Source organism: Anaerococcus nagyae, from assembly GCF_040364225.1.
GTDB classification, from domain to species: domain Bacteria; phylum Bacillota; class Clostridia; order Tissierellales; family Peptoniphilaceae; genus Anaerococcus; species Anaerococcus nagyae.
This window is the reverse complement of sequence record NZ_AP031484.1, coordinates 1,628,424-1,647,998: the sequence shown is the minus strand read 5'-3', so window position 1 is coordinate 1,647,998 and position 19,575 is coordinate 1,628,424. Positions and strand designations below refer to the sequence as shown.

Here is a 19,575-nt window from a genome sequence, read left to right as displayed (position 1 = left end):
AATGAATTATAATTTAGCCTATATAGGTAATGAAATAAGGACTATAAGAAAAGAAAAAAAACTAACCCAAGAGGAACTGGCCTTTGCTGCTGATTTATCAGTAGATACAATAAGGAGGCTTGAAAGTGGAAAGGTAGATATAAAGCTTAGCTCTTTATTGTTGATTTTAGAAGAGCTGGGCCTTGAATTTGACATTATATTCAATTCTTTTCAGGGATCTATATGGTCGTATATAGATGATTACATAACTGACTTAGATTATTATATGGATGAATTTAACTATGAAAAAGTAGAGGAAACATTAGGAGAATTTGAGAAGGTAAATAAAGATATTCTACCTAGTTTTTATCAAAAGAAATATAGCCAGTATTTTAAATTTTACCAATCTATAATCTATAATACGAAAGGAAACAGCGAAAGTTTTATAAAAGGTCTAAATAAGGCTATGGTTATATCTCATAAAGACTTTAAGATTGAAAAGTATAAAAATTATAACTATACAAATTTCGAATACAGGATATTATCTGCTATGGCTCATTATTATAGGGAGAATGGAGACATTGGATTGAGCTACGATATACTACTATTTATAGCAAATAATATAGGTAAAAATAATAATTTGTATCCAAGAGTATCTTATGATATTAGTAGTTCATATAGTTATGAAGGTGATGTTGAAAAAGCTTTAGAGTGGAATAAAAAATCTATCGATTCATCTATTAGAAATAATGACACTATTAACTTGATTAACTCATACTATCAGAGAGGCGAGATCCTTTTTAAAATTGAAAACCCAGAGTTTTTATCATATTTAAATAAATCTATGGACTTATGTTTACTAACAAATAGGTCAGAATTAAAAGAAAAATTTAATAAATTAATTTATCAAGACAAGTAACCATGCTTTAAAGCCAGTTTTTATTAAGTTAATATTAGAAAAATTCAAATCATTTTTGATATTAATTAATAAAAACTGGCTTTTTGTGTATTTATCAGTATCTGTATTGGTATTTTTATCATGCATATAGGCTATTAATTAATATTTTAAAATATTTTATAATAAAGATATAGAATAAGTGTACACTTTATATTCCAAAAATATATTTGGGAGGACTAATATTATTTAATACGCCAGTTTCTTTTGCAGATCAAGAATATAGCATTGATTCATCAAACAATGATGTGGTTACAGTAGAATCAGAGAGTGTTAGCACTTATTCATCAAAAACCTACGACAGTGGAGTTAAGGACTGGTTAGGTGGTAAGTGGAGACATGGAGTTAACACTTCCCATGTGTGGTCACGATTTTATCACGTAAGTAAATATCATAATACCAAGGTAAAGGGTGCAGGCGGTAGGTTTGGAAAATCTGGTAGAACTGCTCCTGGTAAAACAGCTTATGCTAGTTGGGAAAAAGCACCTTTTGGAAATGAAGCATATGCAAATGTAGAATAAAGTATGGTTAAGTCAACTTGTATAAAATCTTTTGATTTTATACAAGTTGGTTTTTATAAGGTAGTAAAGCTATGAAAAAAATACTAAAGATATTAATAACAATAACATTAATACTAAGTTCCTTAACTTATTTTTATTACATAGATAGCAATCAGGCTATAGGTAAATTCCCTGATTTTGATAAGTTTGTAAATCTTGTCAACTATAATGATGAGGATATTAGAGATGACATTGCTAAAGCTGCATCAGATAATAATATCAATTTAATAAAATTTGTCAAGAAGTCTAGAGTTGGTGAAAAAGAAAATATGGATGTAGATGCTTATTTATTTTTAAGTGATCCTAGTAGTTTTACTAAGTCCCATAAGGACTTAAAGATAGATGAAGATAGCAATACTTCTAATAAATTTGATAGCATAAGTTCTAATAATCTTTTAACTAAAAACAATATAGATATAAAAAAATATGAAGATATCGACATAGATAATATATCTGGAGACTATGCTATAAGTGGAGATCAAAATAATGTCGAATCATTTATAGATGATTTAAAAGCTTATGCAGATATTGTACAGACACCTGATTATATGAGTGTTTCTGAAATGACTATGAAAGAGTTTTTCTTAATGCTTGTCATTAATTTGATTAGTATTTTTGCTACTATATTTGCTTTGCTTATTTATAATAGGAGCCTAGTTAAGGAGCTGTCCATATCACTCCTATTTGGATATGATGATAAGAAGATTGCCACAAACAAGTCTGTTAATCTTATAGCTATGCCTATATTAATAGCTTTAATAATTGATTCGGTCTTGCTCTATAGCTTAGTTAGTCCAGATAGCATTGGTGGATTTTTGATAGCTATGACGCCTATGTATATATTTATTTTATTATTTGCTTTAGTAATATTTTTATTAGAATTTATCCTATTATTATATAAAACAAATCATGAAGATATATTAAGTGTATTAAAGGGAGAGAGAAAGGTTTCTGCTAAATTCTTATCTATATTCAAAATAATATTTGCAGGGTCCTTGGCCTACTTATTAGCTATCACTGTCTTTTCTTTAAGAGACTATAAAGATGTAAATAAATATTTAAGTGATTGGGATGATGCAAAATCATATGCCAACATAGCCACTGGGGAACCTTGGCAATATGTAATTGATGGAGATAAAGATAAAGAATTAGTTGCAAAACCTACAGAAGAATTGGCTAGGATATTAGTAGATAGAGGGGCAGTATTATTCCTAAACCCATACCAAGATGTCGAAGGGTTAAATATAGATGATGACTTATTTGGAGAACATAAGTTAAATAATGGAAAATTTGCCTTCATTAACCACAATTACCTTACAAAGTTTGATATATTAGATGATAAGGGACATGCTTTAGATACTAAAGCAAAGGAAAATGAATGGGTTATATTAGTTCCAGAAGATATTAATCTTACTGATCAAGATTTGGATGATATCAAAGAAAATCAAATATCTGAATCTAAAAATAGTGATGATTTAGTTGAGAATATTGTAAAAATAAAAAGCGGCCAAAAGCTAGCAAGCCTAGACTCCAATACTAAGATCGATCAGCCTTATGCGGACAATTATGTTTACATTTTAATAAATGAGGACGGACTTAAGTCAGAAGAAAGCTTACTGTCTAAGGGATTAGATAATTCTCAGCTACACCCTTATCTAGATAAGGGTGAGGAGAGTCTAGGAGACTTAAAGGAACTAATATCCACTACGCCAGCTAGTAAGTATGTTCTTTGGATTGAGACAGCCTATGACCATGTAGAGTATAAAGTTCAAGTATACAAAAATGAAACTATAATTTATATTATAGCCTCAATTATCCTACTATGTATTTATGGATTTATAGTAAATACAGATCATAAAAATTACTATCTAAACCATGGAGATGAATCTGCAGTAAAGAGCTTGTTTGGATATCCTTTTAAGGACATACACAAAGGCAAGATAAGGTCTATAGCTTTCTCATATCTACTATCTATAGCTATCTACTATCTAGTACTCAGACTGAGTGTAGTTTTTGGAGGATTAGGCTTTTATGCTCCAAGAGAAGGTTGGACTAACAGGATGGTTTTAATAGGCTTTGGGATTAGCCTCCTCTTATTTATAATATTTACTCTTGCTGAAATAGTAATGTTAAGAAAAGAAGCTAATATAATCAAAAGTTTAAAGGAGGATAAGTAATGGAAGCTCAAGTAAGCCTTAAAAATATAAATAAAACTTATGGGGACCATACTATATTAAATAATGTTAATCTTAATATATACCCAAAAGATTTTATAACCATTTTTGGAAGAAGTGGTAGCGGAAAGTCTACCCTACTAAATATACTAGGAACTTTGGAAGATTATGATAGTGGTAGCATAAGAAGCTTTGGTTATTCTGATCCTTATAAGGATAAAAATAAGTCAATGATCTTAAGGAGAGAAAGGATAGCTTATTTGTTTCAAAACTTTGCCCTTGTAGATAATATGACTGTTAAAGAAAACATTGACATAGCCCTAAAATATAGTGAGTTTAAAAATGATAAAGAAAAGATAAATATTACTTTAGATAAGCTAGGCATAGCTGATAAGCTAAATAATAAAGTATATGAATTATCAGGTGGGGAGCAACAAAGGGTAGCTATGGCAAGAGTTTTATTAAAGCCTTATGACCTGCTCCTGGCAGATGAGCCTACAGGGTCATTAGATACTATAAATAAAGATATTTTGATGCAGCTTTTTCTAGAGGAAAATGCTAAGGGCAAAACTATAGTAATAGTAAGCCATGATAAAGATTTTGCAAATATAAGCAAGACTAGCTATGAAATAATTGATAAATGTTTGGAGATTAAAAAATGAAGAGAAATAAAAAGAACACAGCCTTATTTGTTTTGATAGCTGTAGTAGTTATAGGATTAGCAGTTTATTTTATAAATAGAAATAACAATAAGCTAGAAGCGGTGCACATAGGAAATGATAGTAAGCAAGATTTTGAAGCTTTAGGAATTGCAGATGATAGCCAAATCCTCCTTTGCAAGGATGAGAATAGCAACTATGTAATACCAAATAGTCTTTTTGCTAATGGCGGCACTTTTAGGATAGTGGCAAAAGACTCAGAGGGTAATAGCTATACTAGCAAAGAGATAAGTCTTAAAGAAAATGATAAGATAAAAATAAAAAATGTTTCAGATAATGAACTTATTTTAGAAAATGAAAATAAGGGAGAAAAGAAAGATATAGACATACCAGATATCAAAAACTGGGATATTAGCAAAGATGGAGATAATCTAGGGGCAAGCTTTAGTTCAAAGACTGATTATGATTATACAGTGTATGTTGTAGGTAAGGGTGGCGAACTTGCCATATCTGATACTTTAAATAATGGAAAAGAAGTTTCAGCAAGTTGGGAAGCAGGGAAAAATATGACTTCCTTAGTTAAATTTGACCTAAAATAAACTTGAAAAATGTTTTCCTTGTGATATAATAATAACAAGAAGTAAATAATTTATAAGTTTGTTTGGACTTGAATATATTATAGGATTATTCTAGTCATACGAGCTTAATTCGGGGTAAGGTGAAATTCCTAAACCGGCAGTTATAGTCTGCGAGCCATCTTGGTTGAATTGGTGAAATTCCAATACCGACAGTATAGTCTGGATGAGAGAAGTATATAATAGCACTTCCTTTATATTATGGATGGATTAGCTAACTTTCATGCCCTGATTATTAGGGCATTTTTTATTGCCCATATTAGGAGGTATTAATGAATCAAAGTAGAAGTAAATCATTTAGTTTAGATAGGATTACAAAAGTTGGAATTCTTTCAGCTTTATCATATGGGCTTATGTTTATCCAAGTACCAATACCTATAGCACCACCATTTATGAAACTAGACCTAGCAGATGTCCCTTCTTTAATAGGTGGCTTTGCCCTAGGACCTTGGTATGGGGTTATGATCCAATTTATAAAAAACTTACTCAACCTTTCAAAGACAATGACAGGTGGAGTAGGAGAATTATCTAACTTTATAGTAGGATCAACATTTGTTCTAGTATCAAGTTTAATTTATAGAAATAATAAGACCAAAAAGAACTCTATATTATCTTTAATATTAGGAGTTCTTGCAATGAGTGCAGTAGCAACTATATCCAATGCCTTTGTAGTATTCCCATTATATGGTAAGGCAATGAATATGGACTTATCAGCTTTTGCAGCTCAGGCTGGAAAAAATTCTTTAGTAAAAAATTATTTTACACTTATGATATTTTCAATCGCACCATTTAATATTATAAAAGGAGCTGTGGCATCTATAGTAACCGAGCTAATATATAAACGTATCTCACCGATACTTAAATACTCTTAAATACAACTATATCTACTCTCTAAGGGTAGTGAAACCCCAAAAATCTAGAGTAAAGATTGAGGGGTTTTATTAGTGTAAACTTATATATTAAAAAAGAAAGTGATGGAAAGGATTTTATATATATAATTATTTTAGTTAAATATTTGACTGGACTTTGAACTTGTATTAATATTATGTGTAATTAATGTTGTATATTCAATTATCTTTATTATTATAGCATGGAGGATTTAATGATTAATGATTTAATAATACTTTTTATATTAATTTTAGCTTTTATTACACCATACTTATTTATAAAATCTATATTAGAGAAGAAAAAAAAGTATATAATTTTAACATGCTTATGTAATATGACTTTATTCAATTTAATTCTAGAATTTTTATAAATTCCTTTTTTATAAAGTGTATAATACTGAATAAGTAAGAGATTGTTTGATTTTAAAATAATAAGTTTACTGATTATATAAATCTATTTTTATAGATTGTATGAACTAGTACAGGAAGTATTAACTGTATTAGTTCATTTTTTTTTACTACAAAAATAGTATAATAGACAGATAAAGAGGGATTATGATTATTAACGGATTAAGTGAAATGAAAAAATTTGCAAATAAATTGGCATCCAGCCTTAGAGAGGGTGATGTCCTTAATTTGATAGGAGAAATGAGTGCTGGAAAGACAACCTTAACAGGATTTATAAGCCAGTATTTTTCTATAGAAAATAGCTCATCTCCAAGCTTTGCAATTGTAAATATATACGAAGGAGATATCAAGATTTATCACCTAGATCTCTATAGATTTGATGATCAAGATGAGATTTTGGATATAGATTATGAGACATATTTTTATCCAGATGGTGGACTTACTATACTTGAGTGGGCAGAGAATGTAAGTGATTATCTGCCAGATGATATGATAAATATAGAGATTAGAAAAATCAGCGGAAATAAGAGAGAAATAGAAATTTATGAGGATTCGGAAAGGGGGAAAGAGATAAATGAATATCTTGGCAATTGATACATCGACTATGATTTCTACTGTCACTATAGCTAGTGATAGTGAGATCATAGGCGATTTTAATGTAAACCAACAAAAGACCCATAGTGAATCCCTAGTTCCTATGATAGAAACTCTTTTGGATTTGCTTGGCATGAATATAAAGGATATTGATAGATTTGTTATATCTAAAGGTCCTGGTTCTTTTACTGGCCTTAGAATAGGAATGACTATAGCAAAAACTCTTGCACAGGCAAATGATAAAAAGCTAATAGCTGTGAGTACGCTTTTAGCTCTTGCTAATAATTCGTGTAGTGATAAGCTAAAGGCTCCTATGATTGATGCCAGAGGTAACAGGATTTATGGAGCTGTTTATGATAAGGACTTTAATGAAGTTATAAAAGAAGATTTGTATACCATAGATGTATTCTCAAAACTTGTTAATGAACTTGATGATGAAGTTGAATTGATAGGAGAAGTATCTAGTAAATACGAAGATTTATTTATTAATAGAAGGACTTTACCAATTTCTTTTAATAATTGTATAGGCAAATCTTTAATAAAAGTATGTCTTGAAAACCTTGATCAGTCCTACAACTTGTATGAACTAAGCCCAAATTATCTTAGAAAATCACAAGCTGAAAGAGAGCTTTTAAATGATAAGAAAAATGCAAATTAGTGATGCTGATGTAGTTTATGATATAGAAAATAAAGCCTTTTTTGAACCCTGGTCTAAGAAACATTTAATAAAGGAACTAGAGTCCAACTCCTTTTTGCGTCATTTTGTTGAAGAAATTGAAGGTAAAGTCGTAGGATTTTACATATCAAGCCATGTACTGGATGAAGTAGAAATTTTTACTATAGCAGTAGATCCAGCTTACCACCATATGGGCATTGGCACAAGGCTATTAAATCATTTAGTTAAATCTAGTAAAAATGAAAATGTCAGACAGATTTGGCTAGAGGTATCTACTAAAAATTTTGCTGCTATAAATTTATACGAAAAGTTTGGCTTTAGAATAATGGGCTTGCGTAAAAACTATTATCAAAAAATAGGTGAAGATGCCTATAATATGTTAAAGGAATTATAAATGTCTGATTTTTATACAATGGGAATTGAAACCAGTTGTGATGATAGCTGTGTGGCAATTCTTAAAAATGATAGAGAACTTTTAGTAAATTTAATATCATCACAAATCGATATTCATACTCTTTTTGGAGGAGTTGTTCCAGAGATTGCAAGTAGAAAGCACCTTGAAGCTATCAATCCTTTGATAGATAAGGCTCTTAATGAAACAAATCTTAGCTATGATGATATCGACTTAATATCTGTAACAAAGGGACCAGGTCTAATGGGGTCTTTACTTGTAGGCATCTCTGCGGCCAAGGCTCTATCTTTAGCTACAAATACTCCAATGATAGGAGCGAATCATATGCGAGGACACATATGTGCAAATTATCTAGCAAATAAAGATCTCAAGCCACCTTTTGTATCTCTTGTAGTAAGTGGTGGTCACACCTATTTAGTAAAGGTAAAAGGCTATACTGATTATGAGATAGTTGGCAAAACCCGAGATGATGCTGCTGGTGAATCCTTTGATAAGGTGGCTCGAAAAATGGGATTGGGTTATCCTGGTGGTCCAAAGATAGATAAAATAGCGAAAAAGGGTAATAAAGAAGCAGTAGTATTCCCTAGGGTTATGCTGGAAAAAGATTCATATGATTTTTCATTTTCAGGACTTAAAACAGCTGTAATTAATTATATGCATCAACTTGAGCAGAAAGACGAAGAGCTTAATAAAGCAGATATAGCAGCGAGCTTCGAGGAAGCTGTGGTAGATGTTTTAGTAGAAAAGTCTATGAGGTTAATCGGTGAAACAGACTATAATAAATTAGCTGTGTCTGGCGGAGTAGCTGCTAATTCTAGATTAAAAGAAAGATTAGAAGTAGCCTGTAAAGAAAAGGATATAAAATTCTATTATCCTTCCCTAGAGCTATGCACAGACAATGCAGCTATGATAGCTATGACAGGTTATCTAGATTATAAGTCAGGGCAAAGAAGTAATAAATTTATGAAAGTTTACCCAAACTTAGAATTATAATATAATTAAACTATGAGAAGAAGAAAAAGTGAGAATACTAATTTATTAAAAAAATATAATAAAATGAAAACTATAAGTTCCATAATTTGGATCTTATCAGGGCTGGGTATTTTGGCTTTTGGCATCTATTATAAGGAAATTTTTGAGATTATCTTTGGCATACTTGCATCTATTTATGGTATGGCGAGCCTAAGAACAAGGAGGCTTACAAGCTTAGCAGCTATTGCAAGAAGTGAAAGAAGCCGACTTAAATTTCTTGTTATAAGTATAGTGGTATTTTCACTAGTAAATCCTATAGGAAATATTGCAGTAATATTTGACTTATATAAAAGAGATTATGCCATAAAAGGAGGATTTGATGAAAAATAAAGCTAAGATTTTTTGTCTGATCCTTGTTTTTATGCTCATAAATACCTCGTGCGCAAAAAGGAGACTAGACAAATTAGAAGCAAATCGAGCTGAAGATATAGTAGAAAATAATGGCTTTGATGCAAACAGCAATATCTTTTATCCTGAGAATATTGACAAATTTGATGTAGATAGCTATCTAAAGTGGTATAAGGATTTAGATAAGCCTCCTAAATTACAATTGCCAGCAACAGAAAATCCAAAGTCTCTTACAAATAAAGAGATGGTAGATGATTTCAATTATTTATTTGAAGAGCTAAAGGAGAATTATCCTTTTTTTGACGTTCTTAAAAGAGAACAAAATGTAGATTTTATAGGTAATTATAATAAATATTTAAAAAGGGTAGAGGAAGCTAAAACTGATCAAGAGTTTATAGATGTAATGACTGGTATTATGGGAGAGCTTAATAACCATCACGCCAGAATTGCAGATGAAGCTTACGTAAAAAGTACTTTAGATTATTATTCAAAAAACTGGAATTCCCCATCAATTTATTATGAGTTTTTAAGTCTAAATAAACAAGTGGTGAGAAATAGATATCATATAGATGGCAAGCAAATAGTAGATAATGGACAAAATAATAAGCTTGCAATATCAACAATTATCCCAAACAACCAAGCTAGCAATATGACTCTTGATACGAGTAATGAAAATATAGCAATTATAAAAATAAATGGCATGGTGGATCCTGATAAGTTTGCAGCTGATCAAGATGTTTTAAATGAATTTTTGAGAAATAAACATCTTTATAAGGCTTTAGTAATAGATATTAGAGAAAATTACGGTGGCAATATGGAATATTGGCAAAATTTCTTGTTACCTAAGCTTTTAACCAGCCAAAAATCAGTAACTAATCATTTATTCTTCAAAGATTCTGATAGAGCAAAGTTGATACTTGCCGATGATACATTAAATGTAGAGAAGCTAAGCAATGTAGATATTTCAGGAGTAAAATTAGATCATTCAGCTGATTTAAAAAATTTTGACTATTATATAAAGGATACTATAAGCATTAGTCCAGATGAGAAAAATAAAAATAATGGTTTTGATGGAAATGTATATCTTTTAGTGGATAAGGCTGTGTTTTCTGCTGCAGAAGGAATGGCTAGTTTTATGAAAAATAGCGAATCAGCAACTCTAGTAGGAGAGAAAACAGGAGGAGATGGTATAACTCTTGGCGTCATAAATGATGTCATGCCAAATTCAGGCCTAGTATTTACATATACAAATACTTTAGGTTATGCGCCAGACGGCACAATAAATGCAGAAAAAAAGACCAGCCCAGATATACAATCAGGTAGTTTTAGAAATTCTATAGATACTATTGAAGAGATAGAAGATGGAAATTTTTAAATAAGAAATTTGATTATTAATAAAATGACCTCCAAAAGTTGAGCTTAAAAGCAACTAATGAAGGTCATTTTTAATGATATTTTTTAGTAATACTATAAGCAAAAGAAGAGCTTATTAGTAAGACTAAAGGCAATTTTAGTTTTTTAATTCCTGTCTTTACATTCTTATTTGCTTGGATATTGGGTGTTGATTTCATACTAGATACTTTTTGTGTACTAGGATATGAGTTAGAAGTTATTTTCGGATAGCTTGTAGAATTTTGTGGTATTGTATTTTCTTTAAAATAATAATAGTCCTCACCTATTAGTCCATCATTATTTTTATCAATCATAAATGGATAAACCCAGTCATTTTCACTTATTGGTAGAGTAAATAATCCAGAAGCTAAAACTTCATCTATAGTTAAAGGATAATTGCCATCAGTATTCATTTTATCTAACAATTCCTTTTTTTCATCTGGTAAGTTTAGATAAGCATTACGAGTCTTGTTATTTTTATAGAATGATGAATCATAATTATTTGAAATAGATTTTGTTTCACTGCTTTTTTGATTTACATTATTTTTTTGGTAATTATCATTATAACTATTGTCATATTCTTGCTTAGCTTTATTATTTCTATCGGAGTCATCAATTATACCGTCTTCATTTTTATCAAACATAAAAGGATATAGCCAATCTATGCCGTCTTTAATAGGTAAAGCATATTTTCCATATTTTTCTAGCTCCTCAATACTTAAATATTCATCACCATCTGTATTCATATTATCTAAATCTTCCCTTTGGTCATCAGTTAAAGCAACATATAAATCCTTAGTTCTATTTTTTATATAAAACACAGAAGAATACTTATACTTATCAGTATTGTCTTCTTCTATCTTATTATCTTTGGATATATCGTTAATATTATTTTCAGAAATACTATCATCAAGCTCATTTTTAGAAAAATCTTCTTCATTATTAGGATTAATATCTGGAATTTTATCATCATCTCTAGTATTATAAGGATTTTGAGAGTCTACTTCTGTCAAATTGTTATCTGTATTTAATAATTGATCCTTGCTAATAACTTTTTCTTTATTATATAATCCTTGTTTTAGTTCATATCTTTTCTCTAAACTAGTATTTCTATAAGCCTCTAATAGATCCTTATCCCTTGTAAAAGCTTCTTGTTCGGCACTACTTTCTCCAACTGTTCCATCTAGATCTTTATCTTTCATAAAAGGATATAGCCAATCACTAAAAAATACGGGGAGGGCAAACTTTCCTGAATTGTCTACTTCTGCTATTGTTAAAAAACTTTGTTTGCTTTTATCAGACTTTAACTTATCTAAGATATCTTGCTTTTCTTTATCTAGCTTCAAATAGGCTATCTTATAAGAAGAATCTGTATAAAAAGGGGAATGCAAGTTTATATTTGAAATATCCTCATTATCATTAGTTAGTTCTTCTATAATTTTAATATCACCTTTCAAATTATTATAAGAAAATTCTAACCATTCTTTATTATCTTTTTTTAAGGCTCTTGAATTAAAGTCTATTGCATTATCATACAGTAATTTTATCTCGCTGTTTGAGGATAAATACTGGGGACTATTTTTTATTTCTTCAATATATGATAAAAGAGTGTAGTTATCTAAGGTATCAATATTATCTGAGTTTTCTATTTCTAGAGATTGGATATTTTCCTTATTATCTAGTTCATCTGCATAGGAAAGATTATTCGACATCATTAAAGATAAACTAAGTATAATAAGAAAACTACTTTGTATTTTCATAATTCACCTCATTATTATATTATAATATGAGACAAATTAATGCAAGCAAAAAGGGGCTGTGCAGAATGAGCGATAATTATTCGTAGTTTTGCAACAGTCCCTTTTATATATTATTTTCTTTTATTCTTATCCTTGGCCATAAAGTAATAAGCTATAATTGCTACAATTAATACTACTAATATTATTTTAATGCCTTTGATTCCTGTTTTTACTATGCTTGCAGCTGAGGTATTTTTCTTTACTGCTTCTTGACTTGCCTGAGCTTCGTTGAAATTTTTATTTTCATCGTTTTTATTATAAGTAGATTTATTGTCATCATCAGACTTTAATTCCGGTGACTTCACTTTTTCCTCATCAATGGTAACTGTCTGAGGCATTGCTTTGCTGGAAGTATCTTTGTTATCATTTGTACTTGTGTTTTTTTCTGAGCTTTTATGATCTGAATCATTAGTAGATGAATTGCTACTAGTATCTTTGGATAAGGCTTCTTCGGTAAAAGGGTATATCCATGAGTCCTCTCCGAGACTTGAAGAATAATTTGCTGAATTATCTAATTCTTCTTTAGAAATTTTACCGTCTTTATTAGTATCTATAGCATCTAGTTCACGTTTTTGAGAATCTGATAATTCGCTATACTTAGATTTAGTCTTTTCATTCTTTAAAAAAGCTGATTGACTACTTGTAGTAGTTTCATTGGAGGTATTTTGACTTGGATTCTCAAAGGTAGTTTCATCTATTGTTAAGCTGTCTTCGGCATTTTCATTATTTGAAGATTGAAAGTTTATATTTTCATTATCGGAAGCCTTACTACCTTCTAATCTATATTCTTCTTTATTTGGATCTTTAATAAAATCAACTATTAGTTCATTAGCTTCTTTATAATCTTTATTTTCACTAGCAGATTTGAGTACTTCATCATATTTTTCTTTTAGTTTATCATTAGCTTCATAATAAGATTTTGAATTTTTAATAGCTTCTATAAAAGTATTCAAATTATCCTTATTTTCGATATCTAAGCCTACGAGTATACCATCACTTAGATATCCTCTTACACTTTCCTGGATAGCTTTTTCTTCTTGATCATCAATAGATATAGTTTTTTCTGGATTTTGTTTTTGGATTTGATCAATTAATATTTGTAAAGCTTGTGTTTGTCCTGAGATTTTTTCTAAATTACTAGAATTTAGGATATCATAAGATTCTTTTAAAATTTCTTTATCTTTATAATCACATTTTTCTAAAAGTTTGATTTCTCTAGCTAAATCTAGACGAGTTTGGAATTCTTTGCCAAATATATTTTCTTTATTATCAGAAATATCAATTTTCTTGTAGGATTCAATTTCTCTTTTAGAAGCTAGATCGTAGTTTGGAAGATTTTTAATATTAGTATTTTGTTTCTCTATTATATTTTCATTGGTATTTATAGTGAGTTCACTTGCTTGGGCAGGTAGGTTTGTTAAAGGAAATACTAAAGCACATCCTAAAGCAAAGGCTCCTATATAATTTTTTATTTTCATAATATACTCTTTCTTTTATATATTCTTTAACTATTATTATATTAAAAAATACGAATATTTCAATAAAAAACTAGAACCGAAGTTCTAGTCTTATAAGTTATTAGCCTTTTAATCCTTCGGCCTGTCTTAGCATATTTTCTACAACTATATCATGTATTTCTCCAAGACTTGCAGCATATTCTAAGACTTCCCAAGGTTTGTTTGTATGAAAGTGAATTTTGATTAGTTCTTCATCACCTACAGCAAGTAGGCTATCTCCTTCAAAATTTTCTGTTATATGATCAAAGATCTCATCTTCATCTAAATCCTCTCCTGCTATTAGCATTTGAGTATCAAATTTATAATCTCCTATATCTACCATTGTTTCTCCTAATTTGTATTTCCTTTTGTTAAGTTACTTTTTAGTTCATCTTCTAGCCTTGCGATTTCTGCTTGAGCTAGTGACCTATTCTTTTTACCCTCGATTTGTATATTTCTAACTTCTTCTATTGTAGAAATAAGTTGATCGTTGGTATGTTTAATAGTATCTAGGTCAATTATACCACGCTCTGTAGCTTTAGCAGTTTCTATAGTATTTTGTTTTAGAGTATCTGCATTTTTACGAAGTAAATCATTGGTAAGGTCTGTTACTCTTTGTTGGGTAGCTATAGCTTGGTTAGTATGATTCATACCTAAAGCTAGTACCATCTGGTTTTTCCATAGGGGAATGGTATTTACTATTGTTGTTTGAATTTTTTCTGCCATTATAGAGTTTGAAGATTGTACCATTCTGATTTGTGGAGCCATTTGTATGGAAACCATACGTGTTAAATCTAGGTCATGAAGTTTTTTCTCAAAGCGATTTGCTTGAGATTTTATGTCATTTACTTTTTGAGCATCAAGTGGTAAGTTGCTTTCTTTAGCCTTAGATTCTAGGGCTGGGATTTCATTGGAATAAGTTTCTTTAAGCTTTCTATTGCCAGCCTCTATATACATGGTGATTTCTTTGTAGTATTCTTCATTTAAATCATACATTTGATCAAGCATAGAAATATCCTTCATCAAAGTGATTTGATGATTTTCTAGAGCTTTTGCTACATCGTCTATATTTTTTTCAGCTGATTGATAGCGTACTTTCATATCGTCTATTTTATTTGCTTGTTTTTTTAGAAATCCTAAAGGGCCTGATGGTTCTTCGCGTTCCATAGATTTTATATCCATTACAACAGAATCAAGTAAACCACCTATTTCGCCAAGGTCTTTGTTCCTTACCGTATCTAAAGTTTTTTCTGAAAAGTTTGAAATCTTTTTTTGCGCTCCGGATCCGTATTGAAGTATTATGTTGGTATCTTCTAGGCTAATTTTTTTAGAAAAATCATCTATCATCTTTTCTTCTTCTGGTGAAAATTTGATATTATTTTCTACAAGATCAGGTCCTTGGTTGGTTATGCTTTCTAGCTTATTGTCTTTTTTTCTTCTGCACCGTCTAAGGTTAATTCAATATCACTCATTCCTTGCTCCAATCATCTTCTGTGTAGCCTTCTTGATTTAAAAGTAGGTTGATGGTATCTATATCAGTTTTAATGTCCATCGCTCTATCACCTAAAAGTTCTACTTTTATTTTATCAAAGGCTTCTGTAATTGTTATTATAGATTCATTTATATCATGCATTGATTTTTTTATTCTGCTATCATCTGTACGCATAAGTTCAAATTCATAGTAAGTGTCTGTAAGTTTTTCCACGGTAGGTAAGTAATAGTCTGAAAATTTATTAAGGGCGTAGGACTTTTCTGGATGATTTTCTACAATTCTTAGAATATCAGTAGAATTGTGGCTCACCTTTTCTACATTTGACTTAAAGTCTTCACTTTTTATATTAGCCTTTGTCTTGTTAATTCTTGCTAATATATCATTACCCTTTTTAAGTATTTCACTTGCTTTCTCATAGCTTAGATCTTCTACCAATTCTTCGTTATTTTCTATGTTATCCTCATTTCTGCTAGTTTGTGGAATTTCCTTTTTCTTTTCCTTATATAGGCGGAAAGTTGGAATATCTAGTATAAATAGTGAATCATCTTCTACTATACGTGCTTGGTAGAAATAGCCTCGTTTCATCATTTTTGTAAGGTCCGAAACAGTCTTTTCTTCACTTTGGGTAACGGAGCTAGCCAAGTCTCTTATTGATATAACTGTATTATTGCCTAGTTCTCTAAGAAATCTTATATAGTTATTAGATAGTCTTAGATATTCTTTGCTAGCTTTCCAAAAAACGTAAGGAATAGCAATCGTCAACAGTAAAGTAAATATTGATCCAAAGAAGTTTCCAAAACCTTTAAAGCTAAAAAAACTAAATAAAAAGTAAAAAAATACTATAGTTAGTCCAATTGCTGATAGTATAGTAAGAGCCTGAAAAGTATGAGCTTTGCTTATTTCAGGTGGTTTTTGGGCACATACTTCCTTATTTCTAGTTTGTGGTAGGTTTTCAGTCTCTGTTGCTTCTGTAAATTTTTTCAGGGTAGAGTTTACAGATTTTTTAATAGAATTACCAATTTCGCTAAAATTTATATCATTTAAGTTAAAATCATCAAATTTAAATTTATTTTTATTTTCACTCATAAAAGCTCCTTATATCTTATAAACATCATACCCTAAACTTTAAAATATTTAAATATACAATTGATATTCATTAATTAATCATTTAAATCTATTATTTTATCAAATTCATTCTTTATATCTGTTATATTTTCTCTATTACCGAAGACACATATATTTTCTTCTTGCATTGATTTTTTAAATAAATCATTATAAGCCTTAATTTCATCAAGAGTACTTGTCTTGATTTCAGATAAAAGTTTTTCGGGATCAATAGGATTTTCTTTTTTATATCTTACATAATCTTCATCAGCGAGGGTGGATGGAGATTTTGGACGTAATATTGATCCCATAGAGGATATTTTTTGATTTTCAAAATCCCTTTTGCTTATATCAATATTTTTAGTTAAATCACTTATCTTATCAAAATTTTCTATAGTTTTTAGGATATTTGGGTCTCTATATGAATAAGCTGATAATAGTCCGTTTTTACTTATTGTAAGACCTGCACCATAAGCACCACCCTTAGCTCTTATTAATTCATAGAGATAAGGATTTGATAGTATTGTTGTTGCTAACATTATCTTACCATTAAATTTTGATTTTAGTTCTTTTATATTTGCACTTTTTGCTACATAGTTTACATTAGCTCCACTAATTATAGCTTCTTTATAAGATTTTGGAATAAAATCTAACTTAACTTTATTTTCTTTTTTATCTAAAGAGTTGAATTTGTTATTTAAGAGCTTTTTTACTTTTAAAAAATTTTCTCTAGAACCAGTTATATTTACTTCAAGATTTGATGTAAATATTTTTTTGTATATATCATTTAACTTATTTATAAATCCATCAAAGTCTTCTTGTGCTTGATTTATAACTTCTTTAGTAAATAAATAAGAGCCAATGCCACTTAATTCATCTTTTAGCATAATATTCTCATCTATATGGCTATTTGCCCTATTAATCGCTAGGATATGACCGTTATCATACATAGTGGATTCAAAGTATGACTTTCTCATTCTTAAAAGTTCTATGATCCTTTTCTTGTTGTCAAACTTTGAATTAAACATAAAATCAGCTATAAGATCTATAGATTTTTCTATAGTTTCTATAGTTGAAGTAAATGAAACTTTTTCTAGCCTTGCTGAGTCTTTATCATTAATACTTATGAAAGCATTTGAAAAGTTAGGGCTTGATAAATTTTGAAATAAGATATCATCTATTTGTGTGTATGGCAAATTGTTAGTATCTACAGAACCCATGAAGTCGTTTATTAGTGATAGATATCTTAATTCATCAAGGCTTAGATGATCAACATCAAAGTAGAGCGAAGTATATATTAGTCCTGCTGTATCTATATTATGGTAAACATACTTAAATTTGTCATCGACAATTTCTCTAGGAGTCTTTTCTACATGAGTTTCCACATCTTTTATATTTAAAACAGGAATTGTAGCTTTTTCTTCTTCATTGTCTTTTTTATTTTGATGGATATCTAATCTTTCCAAGTCTGTTCTTATGAGTTCGAGTTTTTCTTTAGTCATAGTAGAATTTAAATTTTCTATATATGATTTTAATTCAACTTGTTTTTCTTCTGTATACTTAGTACTTGGCTTAGCAATGTAGATTAATTTTGTAGGATTGTCTATAAAATTATCTCTTATAAAGTTTTCATAATAGTCAGTATCTATCAAGTCACGTAATTCATCTAGGTAATCAACTATTTTAAAGCTTTCGAATACTGGCTTTTCAAAAGACCACATAAGAAAATAGGTGAGTCCTCGCATTACAGAGATTAGTTGTTCCCTTTGGCCGTATTCAAATATTGAAAAGGCTGACTTTAGACTTTCTTTATTCATTCCTTTGCTAGCTTCTTTTAGTCCATTTTCGATTATTTGGATAAATCTATCTAGTTTTGATGCATCTGTTTTTTGAGCTTGAAGAATTATAGAACTACGTACACCATAGCCAACACGAGCTGTAAAATCTTCTGGATCAATTTGTTCGTATATTTGATTACGGATTTTTGAAGAATCCATATGAAAAAGTGCGCTAAGAAGTATCAAAAGTGTTAGATAATATTTTGTATCTGTATTTTCCTTAGTCAAAAATCCATAGACTAAATAATCACTACTTTCATCTAGCCTGCTAGCTGGATAGGTTGATTCGATTATTTTATCATATTGATTACTAGGGACTTCTATATTAAAATCAAGATTTTTATATTCATAATTTGATAAATATTCCTTATCTAGATGGTCTAGATAAAAGTCTATATCTAAGTCACCATAAAAATAGATATAAGCATTGGATGGATGATAATGGTTCTTATAAAATTCCTTAAATTCATCAAAGCTTAGTTTATAAATTTCAGCTGGATCCCCGCCAGATTCATATTGGTAAGGACTATTTTTGTATAAGTAAGATATAAAGTCATCATAAACCAGCTCATCAGGATCTGTTAAAGCTCCCTTCATTTCGTTATAGACAACTCCAGAAATACCAGTTATTTTTCCATCTTCCATGACATAATGCCAGCCTTCTTGGTCTAGTATTTCTTTTTTATTAATAACTTGTGGATTAAATACAGCATCCAGATAAACATCAGTTAAATTGAAAAAGTCCTTGTCATTTTCGCTAGAAACAGGGTAGACGGTTTTATCTGGATAAGTCATAGCATTTAGGAAAGTCTGCAATGATGAGCTAGCCATATCCATAAAAGGCTCACGAGTCCTATATTTTTTGGATCCATTTAGAACAGAATGCTCCATTATATGAGCCATACCTTTGGAATTAGTAGGAGGCGTCTTAAAGCCTATTCCAAAAGTTTTGTTGTGATCATCATTTTTTACATAAGCTACTTGAGCTTTTGTTTTATTATGTTCATATAAAAAGACGGTAACCCCCATCTTTTTATAAGTTTGTTTTTCTTTTAAAGTGTAAGTCATATTTCTCCTCCATTTGTTTAACTATACTACAAGATGTATTATATTAACTTATATAAGGATAAGTTTG

17 protein-coding genes, 1 pseudogene and 1 riboswitch are annotated in these 19,575 nt (G+C 29.8%); of the genes and pseudogenes, 12 read left to right on the top strand and 6 right to left on the bottom strand.

Annotation, left to right across the window (positions count from 1 at the left end; all coding sequences use genetic code 11):
• Window position 1 precedes the first annotated feature (1 nt).
• The 12 genes from ABXG81_RS08005 (at window position 2) to ABXG81_RS07950 (ending at window position 10,694) form a co-directional block, all read left to right on the top strand.
• On the top strand, window positions 2-898 hold the full coding sequence (locus ABXG81_RS08005; protein WP_353528751.1) for a helix-turn-helix transcriptional regulator: 897 nt from the start codon (window positions 2-4) through the stop codon (window positions 896-898).
• Window positions 899-1,104: 206 nt separating this feature from the next.
• Window positions 1,105-1,455, top strand: coding sequence for a lactococcin 972 family bacteriocin (locus ABXG81_RS08000; protein ID WP_353528750.1), 351 nt, complete (start codon window positions 1,105-1,107; stop codon window positions 1,453-1,455).
• A 71-nt stretch (window positions 1,456-1,526) separates the two neighbouring features.
• Window positions 1,527-3,671, top strand: coding sequence for a hypothetical protein (locus ABXG81_RS07995; RefSeq protein WP_353528749.1), 2,145 nt, complete (start codon window positions 1,527-1,529; stop codon window positions 3,669-3,671).
• Window positions 3,671-4,330 (top strand): ATP-binding cassette domain-containing protein, encoded by a 660-nt coding sequence (locus tag ABXG81_RS07990; RefSeq protein ID WP_353528748.1) that lies wholly within the window; start codon window positions 3,671-3,673, stop codon window positions 4,328-4,330. The genes ABXG81_RS07995 and ABXG81_RS07990 overlap by 1 nt, the downstream gene beginning before the upstream one ends.
• Entirely contained in the window at window positions 4,327-4,926 is a 600-nt protein-coding gene (locus ABXG81_RS07985) for a hypothetical protein (protein ID WP_288223117.1), read from the top strand. The genes ABXG81_RS07990 and ABXG81_RS07985 overlap by 4 nt, the downstream gene beginning before the upstream one ends.
• Before the next feature lie 101 nt (window positions 4,927-5,027).
• A riboswitch (FMN riboswitch) is annotated at window positions 5,028-5,144 on the top strand.
• Window positions 5,145-5,234: 90 nt separating this feature from the next.
• Window positions 5,235-5,834, top strand: coding sequence for an ECF transporter S component (locus ABXG81_RS07980; RefSeq protein ID WP_316115858.1), 600 nt, complete (start codon window positions 5,235-5,237; stop codon window positions 5,832-5,834).
• A 570-nt stretch (window positions 5,835-6,404) separates the two neighbouring features.
• Complete coding sequence (gene tsaE / locus ABXG81_RS07975; protein ID WP_353528747.1) at window positions 6,405-6,851, top strand: tRNA (adenosine(37)-N6)-threonylcarbamoyltransferase complex ATPase subunit type 1 TsaE; 447 nt, start codon at window positions 6,405-6,407, stop codon at window positions 6,849-6,851.
• A complete protein-coding gene (tsaB, locus tag ABXG81_RS07970) occupies window positions 6,832-7,509 on the top strand; it encodes a tRNA (adenosine(37)-N6)-threonylcarbamoyltransferase complex dimerization subunit type 1 TsaB (RefSeq protein ID WP_316122395.1) in 678 nt (225 codons plus the stop codon). Before tsaE ends, tsaB begins: the two co-directional genes overlap by 20 nt.
• Window positions 7,487-7,921 (top strand): ribosomal protein S18-alanine N-acetyltransferase, encoded by a 435-nt coding sequence (gene rimI / locus ABXG81_RS07965; RefSeq protein WP_353528746.1) that lies wholly within the window; start codon window positions 7,487-7,489, stop codon window positions 7,919-7,921. Before tsaB ends, rimI begins: the two co-directional genes overlap by 23 nt.
• Window positions 7,922-8,932, top strand: a complete 1,011-nt coding sequence (tsaD, locus tag ABXG81_RS07960; RefSeq protein ID WP_245325645.1) for a tRNA (adenosine(37)-N6)-threonylcarbamoyltransferase complex transferase subunit TsaD — start codon at window positions 7,922-7,924, stop codon at window positions 8,930-8,932.
• 12 nt (window positions 8,933-8,944) lie between these two features.
• Entirely contained in the window at window positions 8,945-9,301 is a 357-nt protein-coding gene (locus ABXG81_RS07955) for a hypothetical protein (protein ID WP_117520129.1), read from the top strand.
• Entirely contained in the window at window positions 9,291-10,694 is a 1,404-nt protein-coding gene (locus ABXG81_RS07950; protein ID WP_209813318.1) for a S41 family peptidase, read from the top strand. The genes ABXG81_RS07955 and ABXG81_RS07950 overlap by 11 nt, the downstream gene beginning before the upstream one ends.
• Before the next feature lie 70 nt (window positions 10,695-10,764).
• Here the strand turns inward: ABXG81_RS07950 and ABXG81_RS07945 are convergent, their stop codons facing one another.
• From ABXG81_RS07945 to ABXG81_RS07920, 6 genes and pseudogenes are all read right to left on the bottom strand, one after another.
• A complete protein-coding gene (locus ABXG81_RS07945; protein WP_353528745.1) occupies window positions 10,765-12,471 on the bottom strand; it encodes a hypothetical protein in 1,707 nt (568 codons plus the stop codon).
• A gap of 110 nt (window positions 12,472-12,581) precedes the next feature.
• A complete protein-coding gene (locus ABXG81_RS07940) occupies window positions 12,582-13,988 on the bottom strand; it encodes a hypothetical protein (RefSeq protein WP_353528744.1) in 1,407 nt (468 codons plus the stop codon).
• Between the two features lie 100 nt (window positions 13,989-14,088).
• Window positions 14,089-14,349, bottom strand: coding sequence for a kinase to dihydroxyacetone kinase (locus ABXG81_RS07935; RefSeq protein ID WP_209813309.1), 261 nt, complete (start codon window positions 14,347-14,349; stop codon window positions 14,089-14,091).
• 8 nt (window positions 14,350-14,357) lie between these two features.
• Window positions 14,358-15,478 (bottom strand): annotated as a pseudogene (locus tag ABXG81_RS07930) (toxic anion resistance protein).
• Window positions 15,475-16,584: a 5-bromo-4-chloroindolyl phosphate hydrolysis family protein gene (locus ABXG81_RS07925; RefSeq protein ID WP_353528743.1), complete on the bottom strand. Its 1,110-nt coding sequence runs from the start codon at window positions 16,582-16,584 to the stop codon at window positions 15,475-15,477. The pseudogene ABXG81_RS07930 and the gene ABXG81_RS07925 overlap by 4 nt, the downstream one beginning before the upstream one ends.
• 74 nt (window positions 16,585-16,658) lie before the next feature.
• Window positions 16,659-19,508, bottom strand: coding sequence for an insulinase family protein (locus tag ABXG81_RS07920; RefSeq protein WP_353528742.1), 2,850 nt, complete (start codon window positions 19,506-19,508; stop codon window positions 16,659-16,661).
• Window positions 19,509-19,575 lie beyond the last annotated feature (67 nt).

What these genes read in the sequence shown, in the direction of transcription:
- tsaB (WP_316122395.1), top strand. Translation starts at nt 6,832, where the DNA reads ATGAATATCTTGGCAATTGATACATCGACTATGATTTCTACTGTCACT.
- ABXG81_RS07920 (WP_353528742.1), bottom strand. Translation starts at nt 19,508, where the DNA reads ATGACTTACACTTTAAAAGAAAAACAAACTTATAAAAAGATGGGGGTT.
- ABXG81_RS07990 (WP_353528748.1), top strand. Translation starts at nt 3,671, where the DNA reads ATGGAAGCTCAAGTAAGCCTTAAAAATATAAATAAAACTTATGGGGAC.
- ABXG81_RS07955 (WP_117520129.1), top strand. Translation starts at nt 8,945, where the DNA reads ATGAGAAGAAGAAAAAGTGAGAATACTAATTTATTAAAAAAATATAAT.
- ABXG81_RS07925 (WP_353528743.1), bottom strand. Translation starts at nt 16,584, where the DNA reads ATGAGTGAAAATAAAAATAAATTTAAATTTGATGATTTTAACTTAAAT.
- ABXG81_RS07940 (WP_353528744.1), bottom strand. Translation starts at nt 13,988, where the DNA reads ATGAAAATAAAAAATTATATAGGAGCCTTTGCTTTAGGATGTGCTTTA.
- rimI (WP_353528746.1), top strand. Translation starts at nt 7,487, where the DNA reads ATGATAAGAAAAATGCAAATTAGTGATGCTGATGTAGTTTATGATATA.
- ABXG81_RS07980 (WP_316115858.1), top strand. Translation starts at nt 5,235, where the DNA reads ATGAATCAAAGTAGAAGTAAATCATTTAGTTTAGATAGGATTACAAAA.
- ABXG81_RS08005 (WP_353528751.1), top strand. Translation starts at nt 2, where the DNA reads ATGAATTATAATTTAGCCTATATAGGTAATGAAATAAGGACTATAAGA.
- ABXG81_RS07945 (WP_353528745.1), bottom strand. Translation starts at nt 12,471, where the DNA reads ATGAAAATACAAAGTAGTTTTCTTATTATACTTAGTTTATCTTTAATG.
- ABXG81_RS07935 (WP_209813309.1), bottom strand. Translation starts at nt 14,349, where the DNA reads ATGGTAGATATAGGAGATTATAAATTTGATACTCAAATGCTAATAGCA.
- ABXG81_RS07995 (WP_353528749.1), top strand. Translation starts at nt 1,527, where the DNA reads ATGAAAAAAATACTAAAGATATTAATAACAATAACATTAATACTAAGT.
- ABXG81_RS07985 (WP_288223117.1), top strand. Translation starts at nt 4,327, where the DNA reads ATGAAGAGAAATAAAAAGAACACAGCCTTATTTGTTTTGATAGCTGTA.
- tsaE (WP_353528747.1), top strand. Translation starts at nt 6,405, where the DNA reads ATGATTATTAACGGATTAAGTGAAATGAAAAAATTTGCAAATAAATTG.
- ABXG81_RS07950 (WP_209813318.1), top strand. Translation starts at nt 9,291, where the DNA reads ATGAAAAATAAAGCTAAGATTTTTTGTCTGATCCTTGTTTTTATGCTC.
- tsaD (WP_245325645.1), top strand. Translation starts at nt 7,922, where the DNA reads ATGTCTGATTTTTATACAATGGGAATTGAAACCAGTTGTGATGATAGC.